The organism is Syntrophobacterales bacterium, from assembly GCA_019429105.1.
In the GTDB taxonomy this organism is placed as follows: domain Bacteria; phylum Desulfobacterota; class Syntrophia; order Syntrophales; family UBA5619; genus DYTH01.
On the sequence record JAHYJE010000056.1, the window covers coordinates 1 to 12227 of the forward strand.

Annotated in this window: 15 protein-coding genes; 8 read left to right on the plus strand and 7 right to left on the minus strand. The window is 54.5% G+C overall.

Going from position 1 to position 12227, the window contains the following annotated elements:
- The first annotated feature begins 145 nt into the window (after positions 1-145).
- The gene (locus K0B01_13600; protein MBW6487175.1) at positions 146-628 is read left to right on the plus strand and encodes a PaaI family thioesterase; all 483 of its coding nucleotides are present in this window, start codon (positions 146-148) and stop codon (positions 626-628) included.
- Positions 629-759: 131 nt separating this feature from the next.
- Here K0B01_13600 and K0B01_13605 read toward each other — a convergent pair whose 3' ends face one another.
- The 7 genes from K0B01_13605 to K0B01_13635 all read right to left on the minus strand — a co-directional run bounded on the left by K0B01_13605 (position 760) and on the right by K0B01_13635 (position 6898).
- Positions 760-1230, minus strand: a complete 471-nt coding sequence (locus K0B01_13605; protein ID MBW6487176.1) for a hypothetical protein — start codon at positions 1228-1230, stop codon at positions 760-762.
- Positions 1231-1337: 107 nt separating this feature from the next.
- Entirely contained in the window at positions 1338-1760 is a 423-nt protein-coding gene (locus K0B01_13610; GenBank protein ID MBW6487177.1) for a PaaI family thioesterase, read from the minus strand.
- Between the two features lie 3 nt (positions 1761-1763).
- Complete coding sequence (locus tag K0B01_13615; protein MBW6487178.1) at positions 1764-2699, minus strand: 1-acyl-sn-glycerol-3-phosphate acyltransferase; 936 nt, start codon at positions 2697-2699, stop codon at positions 1764-1766.
- On the minus strand, positions 2686-3456 hold the full coding sequence (gene kdsB, locus K0B01_13620) for a 3-deoxy-manno-octulosonate cytidylyltransferase (GenBank protein ID MBW6487179.1): 771 nt from the start codon (positions 3454-3456) through the stop codon (positions 2686-2688). The genes K0B01_13615 and kdsB overlap by 14 nt, the downstream gene beginning before the upstream one ends.
- Before the next feature lie 13 nt (positions 3457-3469).
- Positions 3470-4441 (minus strand): ADP-glyceromanno-heptose 6-epimerase, encoded by a 972-nt coding sequence (rfaD, locus tag K0B01_13625; protein ID MBW6487180.1) that lies wholly within the window; start codon positions 4439-4441, stop codon positions 3470-3472.
- A 23-nt stretch (positions 4442-4464) separates the two neighbouring features.
- Positions 4465-5664, minus strand: a complete 1200-nt coding sequence (locus K0B01_13630) for a DegT/DnrJ/EryC1/StrS family aminotransferase (protein MBW6487181.1) — start codon at positions 5662-5664, stop codon at positions 4465-4467.
- Positions 5665-5740: 76 nt separating this feature from the next.
- Positions 5741-6898, minus strand: a complete 1158-nt coding sequence (locus K0B01_13635; GenBank protein ID MBW6487182.1) for an iron-containing alcohol dehydrogenase — start codon at positions 6896-6898, stop codon at positions 5741-5743.
- 567 nt (positions 6899-7465) lie between these two features.
- On the opposite strand from K0B01_13635, the gene K0B01_13640 reads away from it, so the two are divergent.
- From K0B01_13640 to K0B01_13670, 7 genes are all read left to right on the plus strand, one after another.
- Positions 7466-7654: a DUF1858 domain-containing protein gene (locus tag K0B01_13640; GenBank protein MBW6487183.1), complete on the plus strand. Its 189-nt coding sequence runs from the start codon at positions 7466-7468 to the stop codon at positions 7652-7654.
- A gap of 108 nt (positions 7655-7762) precedes the next feature.
- Entirely contained in the window at positions 7763-9427 is a 1665-nt protein-coding gene (hcp, locus tag K0B01_13645) for a hydroxylamine reductase (protein ID MBW6487184.1), read from the plus strand.
- Positions 9428-9972: 545 nt separating this feature from the next.
- Entirely contained in the window at positions 9973-10605 is a 633-nt protein-coding gene (locus K0B01_13650; GenBank protein ID MBW6487185.1) for a cyclodeaminase/cyclohydrolase family protein, read from the plus strand.
- A gap of 11 nt (positions 10606-10616) precedes the next feature.
- Positions 10617-11474, plus strand: a complete 858-nt coding sequence (locus K0B01_13655) for a bifunctional 5,10-methylenetetrahydrofolate dehydrogenase/5,10-methenyltetrahydrofolate cyclohydrolase (protein ID MBW6487186.1) — start codon at positions 10617-10619, stop codon at positions 11472-11474.
- Positions 11432-11632: an NAD-binding protein gene (locus K0B01_13660; protein MBW6487187.1), complete on the plus strand. Its 201-nt coding sequence runs from the start codon at positions 11432-11434 to the stop codon at positions 11630-11632. Before K0B01_13655 ends, K0B01_13660 begins: the two co-directional genes overlap by 43 nt.
- Positions 11633-11695: 63 nt before the next feature.
- Positions 11696-11992: a hypothetical protein gene (locus K0B01_13665; GenBank protein MBW6487188.1), complete on the plus strand. Its 297-nt coding sequence runs from the start codon at positions 11696-11698 to the stop codon at positions 11990-11992.
- A gap of 51 nt (positions 11993-12043) precedes the next feature.
- Positions 12044-12227: hypothetical protein (locus K0B01_13670; protein ID MBW6487189.1), on the plus strand; the 184-nt coding region annotated here is incomplete at its 3' end.

Below are 12227 nucleotides of genomic sequence, written 5' to 3' on the forward strand. Positions count from 1 at the left end.
AATGTACACAATGCTTCTATCGGGAATACGGTTTTTCAAGCAGTTAGAACCAGATTATGAACATTAAACTTCGTTTTCCCGCTTAAAATCATTGCGGGAATGACAGAATGTGAGAGTTTTGCAATTGGCTCAAGAGATAAAATTTATGCCTGACCTTAATCAGAAACATGTGGAAACAGTCCTGAAGATCATCAATCAGAGCCCCTATTTCAGCCACTTATCCATGGCTGTAAAAGAGATGGGCGCAGGCTATGCGACAGTCGAGCTCGACATCGGGAAGAAGCATTTAAATCCGTTTTACGGCCTGCATGGCGGAGTCTATGCCTCGGCGATCGATACTGCCTCCTATTGGGCGGTGTATTGTGAGCTTGCTGAAGCTGCCGGCTTCATAACGGTTGATCTAAAGGTCGATTACCTTGCCGCATGCAATTCCGGCAAGCTGCTCGTCAAAGGGCGCAGCATCAAAATCGGCAGAACGATGTGTTTGGCAGAAGCGACCGTTTTCGATCAAAATGACAAGCAACTGGCCCATGGAGTTTCAAAATTGATGGTCGTTCAAGGCCTTCAAACAATTAAGGATGCTGCGGATCTGGCGGGGATAACGGACCTTCCTCCCAAATTTCTCTAACCTTTATCTACGCTGAAGGCACATTAGCCGGCATTTAACATAAAAAACGTCTGCATTTACGGGATTGTGCAAAATGCTATGCCCCCCGGCTTCGCACCCGGGGGGCATAGAGGAAGCGGCTGATTTACTGACTATTTTTCCAAGGCCTTGATCGCCTTCAATTCATCCTGAGTAATGTCCTTTGCCCTTTTCAACGTCCAGCCGCCGACCCAGTCCTTGATAACCTTCAAATTCGCGGCTTTTTCTGCGTCAGAGCTGCCCAGATAGTCATACATGTTGCCCGGCTTGCCGTTCTTGGTATTTTTGCCGTCATCGAGCCGCCGCATCAGGGCGCCTGTATCCGTTCCGTTAACCATCACCATCAGGCTTGCGTAGCTATCCGCTTTGGGGCCTTTCATCGCCTTTTTGTATGCTGCCTTGTCCTTTTTGAAATCCACCATGGCCGGCGCATCGCTTCCGTGACAAGCCAGGCAGTGCTCGGAAATTATCTTCTTTACGTCCTTCCCATAGGTCACGTCAGCGCTCCCCGCCGCAAGCGCGCTCCCGGCAGCAAAAACCACCGATACAATTACCAATCCCGTCATTCTCAACATCTTAGTCATACTCTTCCCTCCTCATTTTTTTATTCGCCCAACACCTTACAGGACAGGACGTTCGGGCTCCCCTAACACTTTATGGCGCCGGCGGCAAGAATTTTTTGGGCCAGGATTTATTCAAGAAAAGGCAGCCTGTCCTTCTTTCTGTAGGCAAGCGCGGTGCAGGAGGCGATGAGGGCATTGTGTTCATCGGTCACCTTGATTTCATAGGTGGCGGTCCGGGCGGAACGGTGAATCTCAAGGGATTCAGCGCGCAACCTGCTTTTCTGGTCGGGGGCCTGATGATAGGCAACATTCATGCTGAGCGCAACCGCAACCGTCCCGTGGGCGTTGCAGGAAACCTCGAAGGCCTCGTCAATCAGCGAAAAAATGGCCCCGCCGTGGGTCATGTTGAAAATATTGGCCAAATCCGCCTGCGGTTCCATCTCGACTACGGCATGGCCGGGCGCAAGTTCGATCAGCCGCAACCCCAGTTTGCGGGCAAACGGCTCCTTTGCCGCCTGTTTTTCGATTGCGGCAATAACAATATCATCCATTGGTTATGTTGCCTCCGGGTGCTGCTTGTATTTGTCGTCAAGCATCACCTCGATGCTCTCCATCACGATTTTTGTCACCCCCTCGAACTGCGCCTTGTAGCGCCTCTGCGACTCCCGGGACAACAGCCGGAATGGTTCGGCAATCCGATAGGGCTCAAGCTTGTCGTGGATGGACAGGGGTTCCCCGACCCGGTAGGTGATGCGGCCGCTTCTGGCAAACGGCAGGCTCCCCGTATAGACCGCGTCGGAATTGTTGCAGGCAACCGGGACAATCCGCTTTTCGGTATTCAGGGCAAGCTGGGCAACGCCGGTGCGCCCTTCGGCAAGCTTCAGCGAGCGGGTGCCCTCGGGGAAGATGATTACGCTCAGCTTCTTTTCCAGCAGCGCCGCCCGGCTCAACTCCGCAACCTTTTCCATGATGCCGTCGTACTGCTCGTGAACGAACTGTGCGAAATTCTCTCCCATTGCCTGAATCGCAGTGAGGGCGGTGCTCTCCGCCGGACCAAACTCGGCGATCTTTCCCTCGATAATATCCTTGACGGTGCGGTAGAGCCCCTTGTCCATCCTGGTGTTGAAACATTTGCGGTAATACTCCTCGATCAGATACCCCATTGACGGCACCGGGATCAGGTGACAGATATCGAGTCCCTTCGCAAGGAGCTCATTTTTATAGTATTTACCCTTCACCCAGACCGTCGTGAAGGGGAATCCCTTGTCCCGCAACAGCCTGTACTGAAACGGCCAGTAGTTGAAGCGGTCGGTATGGTTCATCGCGAAAATCACGCTTTCATCGCGGGGAATCCGCTCAATGTTTTCGATCCGGATATCGACGTTGGCAAACAGGTGGTAATTGGGCCACAAAAGCAGATTGGCTATCACCTTGTGGGCAAACGGCTTGGAAACGACCGTTATTCTCTTCAAGTATTCAATGTCGATCATAATTGCCTCCTGTCTGTTTTTCGCCCCGGATAATCCGTCCGACGCGCGCCAGCTCCTCCGGGGTATCAACCTCGACGGAATCGTGAATCGTTTCGATAACCTTGATGCGATAGCCGTACTCAAGCACCCGGAGCTGTTCGAGCGACTCCAGATTTTCCAGCGTTCCATCGGGAAGGCCGGCGAAAATACGCAGGAAATCCCTTCGGTAGGCGTAGATCCCGTGGTGCTTGAAGTATTCGGCTTGCTTGCCCTGATCGCGGACAAAGGGAATCGTCGCGCGCGAAAAATAGAGGGCAAAACCGTTATGGTCAAAGGCAACCTTGACAGCGTTGGGATGGACAATCTCCTCAGCGCGAACGATCCGGTAGATCAGCGTGGACATAGGAAGCGAGGGATCCGCGAGCAGCGGCGCAACAACTTCGCCTATCTGCCGCGGCTCGAAGAGGGGCTGATCGCCCTGGATGTTGACGACGATATCGTCATCGGCAAGCCCGATATTTTCCACCGCCGCGGCGATCCGGTCCGTTCCCGAACGGAGAGCAGCGGAGGTCATCACGGCATTTCCGCCAAATCCCTCGACGGCCTTGAATATCCGCTCGTCATCAGTCGCGACGATTGCCAAAGAGACGTCTCGGGCATGCAGCGCCCGCTCATAGACATGCTGGATCATCGGCTTTCCACAGAGATCGGCAAGCGGCTTTCCGGGAAAGCGGCTCGACTGGTAGCGCGAAGGGATTACGCAGACAATTTTCGGCATAGATATTAAATCCTTACAAATAGGGGTCGCCCTGCAGGAGGTGGTTCTGGACGTAATCAGCCGCCGTTTCCTCGAGCGCGCCGCAGCGCGCCGGGCACCCCTCTTGCCGGAGTTTATCCATCTTCGCCTCGGTAAAATACTGATACTGCCCGCGCAGCCCCTCCGGCATTTCGATATAATCAATCGCCACGGGCAGTTCCATCGCCGCAAAGACGGCCCCGACCAGGTCGTTCCAGCTCCGCGCCGTTCCGGTCCCGAGATTGAAGATGCCGTTTGCATCAGGGTGGTTCAGCAGCCACCATAAAACATCAACGCAATCCTTGACATAGACAAAGTCGCGTCTCTGGCCGCCGTCGGGATATTCCGCCTTGTACGATTTGAAGAGTTTTACCCGGCCGGTGGCGCGGATCTGATGAAAAGCCTTGAAGATGACGCTCGTCATCTCGCCCTTGTGGTACTCGTTCGGGCCGAAGACGTTGAAGAACTTTACGCCGGCCATCCGCGCCGCTTTTTTCTCCCGCAGGATTTTCAGATCGAAGAGGTGCTTCGAATAGCCGTACATGTTGATCGGCCGGAGGGTTGGGGTGATTGCGTCGCTGTCGGAAAAGCCCCTCGCGCCATCGCCGTAGGTCGCCGCCGAACTCGCGTAGATAAAACGGACGTCCTTCGCCAGCGCCCAGTCGGCCAGAAGGGAAGTATAATGAAAATTATTTTCCATCAGGTAGCCGGCATCACGCTGGGTCGTGGCCGAGCAGGCGCCGAGATGGACCACCGCATCCACGGCAAACGGGACGCAATCCGCCTTCACCATCGCCAGAAATTGGTCCTTGTGGAGGTAATCTACATACCGCCGTTTAACGAGGTTCTCCCATTTCGCCGTCGTCCCCAGATCATCGACGATGACGACGTCGTCCCTTCCCTCGGCGTTCAATTTGGCAACAAAGACGCTGCCGATAAACCCGGCCCCTCCGGTAACAATGACCATTTCCTCTCCTCACATCATTATATCTATATCTTTTTCGCCGCGTTTTCAATCGCCTTGCGGATTGACTTCATTTTCGCCGCCGGCAGCTTGACGCTGACCCCCATAAACAGGGTGCGGCCAAGCAGCTCCTCGGCCCGGGGAATCTGTTTGCGGCTGTAGGTCGTCTTCTTGTTGCGCGGATCGGAAAACGGCTGTTTTTTTGAATTCGCCGTGCTCTTCGCCAGAAAATGCTCCCAGTTCGGGACGTAATGCCAGAAATTGTCCTTCCACAGCACCGTATCCAGGCCTTCCGCTTTCAGCGCCGCCTGAAATGCCCGCGTCTGCTTCTCTGCGGGGAGGTTGAAACCCAGAAAGGTTGCCGAATCGCCCTCGGGATCCGGAAGCAGCCGGAAGCCCATCCCGGGCACCGCGGCGAGAACATCCTTGATCAGCGCCTTGTTTTTCCGCTGCGCGGCGATTACCCGGTCCAGTTTCCGGAGCTGGGCCAGGCCGAGGGCGCCCTGCAGTTCGTTCATCCGGTAGTTGAAGCCGAGAATCGTCCGCCCGTCCAGCGCCCGGCTGACCGGCGAGAGATGATCGTGGCCGTGGTCGTGGTACCATTCGGCGCGATGGTAAAGATCGACATCATTGGTGATGACCATCCCCCCCTCGCCGGTCGTGATCGTCTTGTAATGGTCGAAGCTGAAAGACCCCATGTTCCCGAATGTCCCCAGTTTCTTCCCCTTGAAACTTGCCCCCAGGGCCTGGGCCGTATCTTCGAGAACAAGCAGTTTGTGTTTTTTGGCGACCTTTACGATCCGGTCGATCCGGGCCGGGGCGCCGCACATGTGAACCGGGATTACCGCCTTCGTCCGGGGCGTAATTTTATTGGGAATATCGTCGGGATCGAGGTTCAGCGTCTCGTCAATATCGCCCATCACCGGGATGGCGCCGACCTCGAGCACCGCCTCGTAGGTCGCCATGAATGTGAACGCCGGACAGATCACCTCGTCCCCCGGCCCCACGTCGAGGGCGGTGAGCGCAATCTTCAGCGCCGCCGATCCGGACGTCACCCCCAGGGCGTACTTCACGCCGCTGTATTTCGCAAAGGCCTTCTCAAAATCGCGCACCTTCCAGAAATCGTTGCGTTCCTTGTCGAAGCCATAACGGGCAAAAACGCCCGTGCCGAGAACATCCATCACCTCTTTTATCTCTTCCTTGCCAATCAGTTCCGCTCCTGCCATTTTGCGTCTCCTCCAGTCTCAATTAAGCGCCCTCAATTACGTTTTTCAACATATCAAGCGGCGCGTCAGCTCATCTTTATTCGTGACACTCCTGATAGATTCCGATCATGTCCTCTTCTGTCATCCGGCAGGGGTTGTTAGCAAGGGGCCGGGCAACCGTCAGGGCCGCCTGGGCAAGCAGCGGGAAATCCTCTTCGGGGACATTGAGATCCTGAAGCGTGGTCGTTACGCCGCAGTCCTCAATCAAGGCCTCGACCGCCTCAACGCACAGATAGGCCGCCTCCCGCAGCGGCAGTTCATCAACTATTTCCCCCATCACCTCGGCGACATCAACGAATTTCTCCAGCGCCCCGGGCAGGTTGAAGGCCAGCACCTTCGGCAGAATGATCGTATTGGCAAGGCCGTGGGATACGCCATAACGCCCGCCCAGAGGATAAGACAGCGAATGAACCGCCGTCACGCCGGCATTGGCGAGACCGTAGCCGGCGTAGAGGCTTCCCAGCAGCATCGCCTCGCGCGCCTCAATATTCGATCCGTCGTGCACGGCGGTGCGGATGTTGTCGGATATCAGGCGGATCGCCTCGAGCGAAAACATCTCGCTTATCGGCGAGGCGTTGATCGAGGTGTAGGACTCGATCGCATGGCACAAGGCGTCGATTCCGGTCGTCGCCGTCGCCTGCGCAGGCAGGCTGAGCGTCAATTCCGGATCGAGCAAGGCCAGTTCCGGATAGAGATACGGGCTATTCATCCCCTCTTTTTTGTTGAGCTTCTTCCTGATGAAAACCGCCGTAAACGTAACCTCGCTCCCCGTCCCCGCGGTCGTCGGAATCATGATCTTCGGCAGCCCCGGCCCGGGAACCTTGTTCAGCCCCAGGTAATCAACCGCTTTTCCCTTGTTTGCCGCGACAACGGAGATTGCCTTCGCCAGATCCATCGCGCTGCCGCCGCCAATGCCGATTATGCCGTCGCATTTTTTGCGCAGGGCCAGCTTTGCCCCGTCGTCGGCCAGTTCCAGCGGCGGCTCCGGTACGGCCTTGTCGTAAAGGACAAACTCCCTCCCCGCCTTCTTCAGCAATTCATCAATTTTTTCCCCAAACCCGAGCGCCGCGAGACTGCCGTCGAGGACGATTAGCGGCCTTGTTATCTTCAATTCAGCGAGATTCACCGGCAAACCGGTGAAACTGCCCCTTCCAAATACAATCCTCTGCGCCCCTGTAAACGAAAATGTCTTCATCGTCCTAATTTTTCCTCCCTTATATTCATGGGGCAATCCGCCCCTTCCCAATGGCCGTCTCCAACCCTCGCCAACCTTGAAAAACTGCCGGGGCTTGCTCAACGCAACCCATCCGGCCCGAAAATCCGCCGTCATTTTTTCCCGCGCACCCAAGGCAGCTTCATCGTATGCCTTATGGTTTATTCCGGCGGTTGCTTTTTCCTCCGCGCACCCGAGGCAGCTTCGCTGACAAACCGCTTTTTTCCAGTAATATTAATGAGTAATTATTGTCAAGATTTTTTCATGGAAAAGGGCATCAAAATGCGCCGCACTCCTCTTTCCTGACAGCCTGCAAAATAGAGTCTGGCTGCCTGAATGAACAAAAGGCGAAAAACAAACAATTTTTCTATTGACTTACAAGGAGTGGAATATTTTCACCCGGCTGTTCGCAAAATATTCAGGAAATTATGAAATAATGAACCAGTTTTTTTCAACTCTTTGCGCCAGCGCAAAGACAACTTTCAGGTAATGCATTATTGTTCGATCAAAATGAAGCTTAGAACAAAAAAGGAGCTTAATGTTTATAAAATGAAGATCAACGATCTGCTTAAACAAAATCCGCAGGCAACAAATGTCTTTATACGACGGATGATGCTCTGCGTTGGCTGCCCGGCGGCGGGATTTCACACCCTGGAAGACGCTGCGAAACTATACGGATATAAGCTGGACGACCTCGCGCGCGAGATTAACGGGGACCGGGACACACAGGAACCGTAGCAGCCGATTTTTCCACGTCGGCGCGGGCGCATCATAGATCAGTCGGACAAGTCTCCGGCAAGCGGCATATCATCAACAATAACGCTTTTTAATGAAAGGAGAATAACCATGTTTTGTTTTCAATGTCAGGAGACGGCAAAAAACAGCGGCTGCACGATCAAGGGGGTTTGCGGAAAACCGGAGGAAACTGCCGACTTGCAGTATTCATTGATATTTGTATTGAAGGGGATGGCGGTTTATGGGGAAAAGCTCAAGGAGTTGGGCGCCTCGGACCGGACTAACAGTGTTTTTATCGCTCAGGGACTGTTTTCCACCATCACCAACGCCGGTTGGGATAACGAGCGCTTTGTCGCCCTGATCCGGGAGGCCCTCCGCCGCCGGAATCAGATGAAAGAGAAATTCCTTGCCGCCTGGAAGGCCAAAAACGGCAGTGATTTTGCCGGAGCGCTGCCCGAAGCGGCGACCTGGAGCGCCGCCGACGAAGCCGCCTTTATCGAAAAGGGCAAAACCGTCGGGGCGTTGGCGACCGCAAACGAGGACGTCCGTTCCCTGAGAGAACTCTTGACAATCGGGCTCAAAGGCGTGGCCGCTTATGCCGAACATGCCGCGGTGCTTGGTTTTCACAAGGACGAAATTGACGACTTCATCATGGAGGCGCTCGCCTCGACCACCAAAGATCTGTCGGTGGATGAGATGGTCGGCCTGGTCATGAAGGCCGGCGAAACCGCCGTCGCCACGATGGCGCTTTTGGACGAGGCCAATACCACCGCTTACGGCAATCCGGAAATCACCAGCGTCAATATCGGCGTTCGCGGAAACCCCGGCATCCTGATCAGCGGCCACGACCTGAAGGACATGGAAGAGCTGCTCAAGCAGACTGAAAACACCGGCGTGGATGTCTATACCCACGGGGAGATGCTCCCGGCCAACTACTACCCGGCCTTCAAAAAATACAGTCATTTCGTCGGCAATTACGGAAGTTCCTGGTGGCATCAGAACGAGGAATTCGAGTCTTTCAACGGACCGATCCTGCTTACCACCAACTGCCTCATTCCAGTAAGAAAAGAAAATACCTATCTTGACCGGCTGTTTACGACCGGCGTTCCCAGCTATCCCGGGGCAAAGCACGTTCCCGATCGCCCCCGGGGAGGCGCGAAGGATTTTTCTGAGCTGATCGCCCTTGCCAAAAAGTGCGCCGCGCCGAAGGAACTGGAAACCGGCGTGATCGTCGGCGGCTTTGCCCACAATCAGGTGCTGGCCCTGGCCGACAAGGTCATCGCCGCGGTCAAATCGGGGGCGGTCAAGCGCTTTGTCGTGATGGCCGGCTGCGACGGCCGACAGAAGTCACGCGGCTACTACACCGAGGTTGCCGAACAGCTTCCTGAAGACACCATCATCCTCACGGCGGGCTGCGCGAAATACCGCTACAACAAGCTCAACCTCGGCGACATCGGCGGGATTCCCCGCGTCCTCGACGCCGGTCAGTGCAACGATTCCTATTCACTGGCCGTCATCGCCCTGAAACTCAAAGAGGTCTTCGGACTGGCCGACATCAACGACCTGCCGATCTCCTATGACATCGCCTGGTATGAACAGAAGGCGGTAGCCGTTCTGCTCGCCCTGCTCTTCCTCGGCGTGAAGGGCATCCGCCTTGGGCCGACGCTGCCGGCCTTTCTCTCTCCGGCTGTAGTCAACGTTCTTGTCGAGAAGTTCAACATCAAACCGATTGGTTCCGTCCAGGATGACATAGCGGCAATGATGGCCGGCAAATAAGCGCCTGTTTTCCGAAGAAGCTGGAGGCACAGGGTCTGAATGGCCCTTTGCCTTCAGTTTTCAAGGCACTGATATTGTCTATATAATGAGGCAATTGCAAAACTCCCACATTCTGTCATTCCCGCAATGATTTTAAGCGGGAAAACGAAGTTTAATGTTCATAATCTGGTTCTAACTGCTTGAAAAACCGTATTCCCGATAGAAGCATTGTGTACATTAAGCTCCGCTTTCGGGAATGACAAATAGTTTTGCAATTGGCTCATGAAAAGCACTTTTTAAAAGGATTATCACCCCTTAATCCCGAAAGCAAGCCTGGTCTGAGCAGGAGCGATTTTCTCTCACTATCCGGGACGAAAAGCTTGAGCGTATCAAGTTTTGCCGCATCTGTGAAAGCAGCGCTCAGTCTCTATAATAATTGGTCAGTAATCATTAGCCGGCATGTCCACCTCCCGGCAAATATCCCTTGACATACAAATTTCCCTCGTTCTATACCCATACACGAAGAAACAGGATTTGATCAAAAAAAACAGAAGGAGAAAAAGACCATGGCGATGCTTGATAATTCATGTAAAAACTTTTTGTCCGAACTCGCTTCCAAGGCTGCCGTACCCGGCGGCGGCGGAGCAGCCGCGCTGGGAGGGGCCATCGGGATGTGCCTCAGCAACATGGTGGGCAATCTTACCACCGGCAAAAAGAAGTACGCAGAGGTTGAAGGCGAGGTGCAGGAACTCCTTAAGCGCGGCGATGCCGTGATCGAACAGCTTCAAAGCCTTGTAGATAAAGACGCGGAGGTGTTCGGCCCCCTTTCCAAGGCTTATGGCTTGCCCAAGGAGACGCCGGAACAACTTAGGCAGAAAGAGGCAACCATCGAGGAGTGCAGCAAGATTGCCTGCTCGGTTCCGCTGGAGATCATGCGGAACGTCTATGAAGGGATAAGTATCCACAGCCGGATGGGGCAGATCGGCAGCATGCTCGCCATTTCCGACGTAGGCTGCGGCGTAATCTTTCTGAAGAGCGCGCTCATCGCCGGCAGCCTGAATGTGATAATCAATTTGAACACCATCAAGGATCCGGTTTTCCTGGAAAAAACGCGTGCAGAAATGAACAAGCTTCTGGCCGACGGGTCAAAGCTGGCCGATGAAACCCTTGAGTTGGTTATTGCCAAACTGAAAAAATAAGGAGAAAATAAATGGCGGAGATTCTCAAAGGAAAACCTGTAGCAGATGCGATAAACGCGGAACTTGCCCAAAAGGCAGCCGGATTGAAGGCGCGCGGCATATCCCCCAAACTGGGGATAATCCGGGTAGGCGCGCGGCCGGACGACCTTTTTTATGAAGGCGGCGCGAAGAAGACCTGCGCTGCCGTCGGGATGGAGTCCGAGGTATTCGAATATCCGGAAGATATCGCGCAGGACGCGCTGGAAAGGGCCGTAACCGGAGTCGGCACAAAAAAGGATGTGCATGGAATCCTGATGTTTTTCCCGTTGCCGAAGCATCTTGACGGCAGAAAGATCAGGGAGCTGATCCCCGTGGAAAAGGATGTGGACTGCCTGACCACCGGCGGCGCCGCAAAGGTTTTTACCGACGATCCCACGGGATTTGCGCCCTGCACGCCGACGGCCTGCATGGAAATGCTGCGTCACTACAATGTCCCGTTGAAAGGCAAAAAATGCACCGTGGTGGGTCGATCGCTGGTCGTCGGGAAACCGGTCGCCATGCTGCTTCTGCGCGAACACGCCACCGTCACGATCTGTCACTCCCGGACCGAGAACCTGCCGGGCGTCTGCCAGGACGGCGAGATACTGATTGCCGCTGTGGGAAAGGCAAAAATGATCAAGGGCAACTTCGTCAAAGCCGGCCAGATAGTGATTGACGTGGGCATTAACGCCGATCCGGACAACCCGGGCAAGTACTGCGGCGATGTCGATTTCGCCGCGGCCGAACCGATTGTGGCCAAGATCTCCCCGGTGCCCGCCGGCGTCGGTTCCGTTACCACTTCGGTTTTGTGCAAGCACACCCTGATGGCCTGCGAGCAGCAGAACGTATAGTCAAAAATCTGTTAAGGAGCGTCGTTGTCGATAGGGACCGGGAGGCAGTCGAGAGGCTCATCGCCGACGGCTTCAAGGTTGTGGAAGGGGATGCAACGGAGGAGGAGACCCTGAACCTCCCCCGGGGACATCCAGGCAAAACCACTTTTTTCCGTTGACATATAATAAGTTTCCTCATATATGTAGCTCGAAATGGTAACATACGCAGAGAGATATGCAACATGGAAGATATTTTTGTGTCCAATGGGTTGCTGAGGGAGTTGCATGAGGCCAGTCCTTTTAGCCGGAAGATTGAAACCATTCACAAGGCACTGAACGAACATTTTGATTTCATCGATCGCATTTCCGTTATTCTATTTGACTCAAAAACAGCTATCCTGAAAACGTTCATCCATAGCAGCCGCGATGGTAATCCGCTGAGTTTTTATGACTATCCGATTAAGGACGCACCTTCCTTGTCGATGCTTGTGGCGATGGGCATCAGGTTGATGAAATCGTCGTCAATCTTAAAGGCATAGGCAAGGACTGCAAAAATAACGATCAAAACACAGACAAAGGAGAATGGAGCCATGAAATCAAGACCATCAAGAGGCAAGTTCAGAAACGTTGGTATGGCGTTGGCGGCTCTGCTCGTCTTCGTCCTGCCCGCGGCGGCCTGGTCGGCGGCGCAGGCCGACAAGGATCCGCTGACCGTCAACCTCACCCTCAAGCGGGTGCAGGCGGACGCGCAGGGGAAAGAGTCGTTAGTCGCCG

Excerpts from the sequence above, each read along its gene's own strand:
- K0B01_13605 (MBW6487176.1), bottom strand. The coding sequence starts at position 1,230 with ATGACTAAGATGTTGAGAATGACGGGATTGGTAATTGTATCGGTGGTT.
- K0B01_13635 (MBW6487182.1), bottom strand. The coding sequence starts at position 6,898 with ATGAAGACATTTTCGTTTACAGGGGCGCAGAGGATTGTATTTGGAAGG.
- K0B01_13600 (MBW6487175.1), top strand. The coding sequence starts at position 146 with ATGCCTGACCTTAATCAGAAACATGTGGAAACAGTCCTGAAGATCATC.
- K0B01_13615 (MBW6487178.1), bottom strand. The coding sequence starts at position 2,699 with ATGATCGACATTGAATACTTGAAGAGAATAACGGTCGTTTCCAAGCCG.
- kdsB (MBW6487179.1), bottom strand. The coding sequence starts at position 3,456 with ATGCCGAAAATTGTCTGCGTAATCCCTTCGCGCTACCAGTCGAGCCGC.
- K0B01_13610 (MBW6487177.1), bottom strand. The coding sequence starts at position 1,760 with ATGGATGATATTGTTATTGCCGCAATCGAAAAACAGGCGGCAAAGGAG.
- K0B01_13640 (MBW6487183.1), top strand. The coding sequence starts at position 7,466 with ATGAAGATCAACGATCTGCTTAAACAAAATCCGCAGGCAACAAATGTC.
- K0B01_13650 (MBW6487185.1), top strand. The coding sequence starts at position 9,973 with ATGGCGATGCTTGATAATTCATGTAAAAACTTTTTGTCCGAACTCGCT.
- K0B01_13665 (MBW6487188.1), top strand. The coding sequence starts at position 11,696 with ATGGAAGATATTTTTGTGTCCAATGGGTTGCTGAGGGAGTTGCATGAG.
- K0B01_13630 (MBW6487181.1), bottom strand. The coding sequence starts at position 5,664 with ATGGCAGGAGCGGAACTGATTGGCAAGGAAGAGATAAAAGAGGTGATG.
- K0B01_13655 (MBW6487186.1), top strand. The coding sequence starts at position 10,617 with ATGGCGGAGATTCTCAAAGGAAAACCTGTAGCAGATGCGATAAACGCG.
- rfaD (MBW6487180.1), bottom strand. The coding sequence starts at position 4,441 with ATGGTCATTGTTACCGGAGGGGCCGGGTTTATCGGCAGCGTCTTTGTT.
- hcp (MBW6487184.1), top strand. The coding sequence starts at position 7,763 with ATGTTTTGTTTTCAATGTCAGGAGACGGCAAAAAACAGCGGCTGCACG.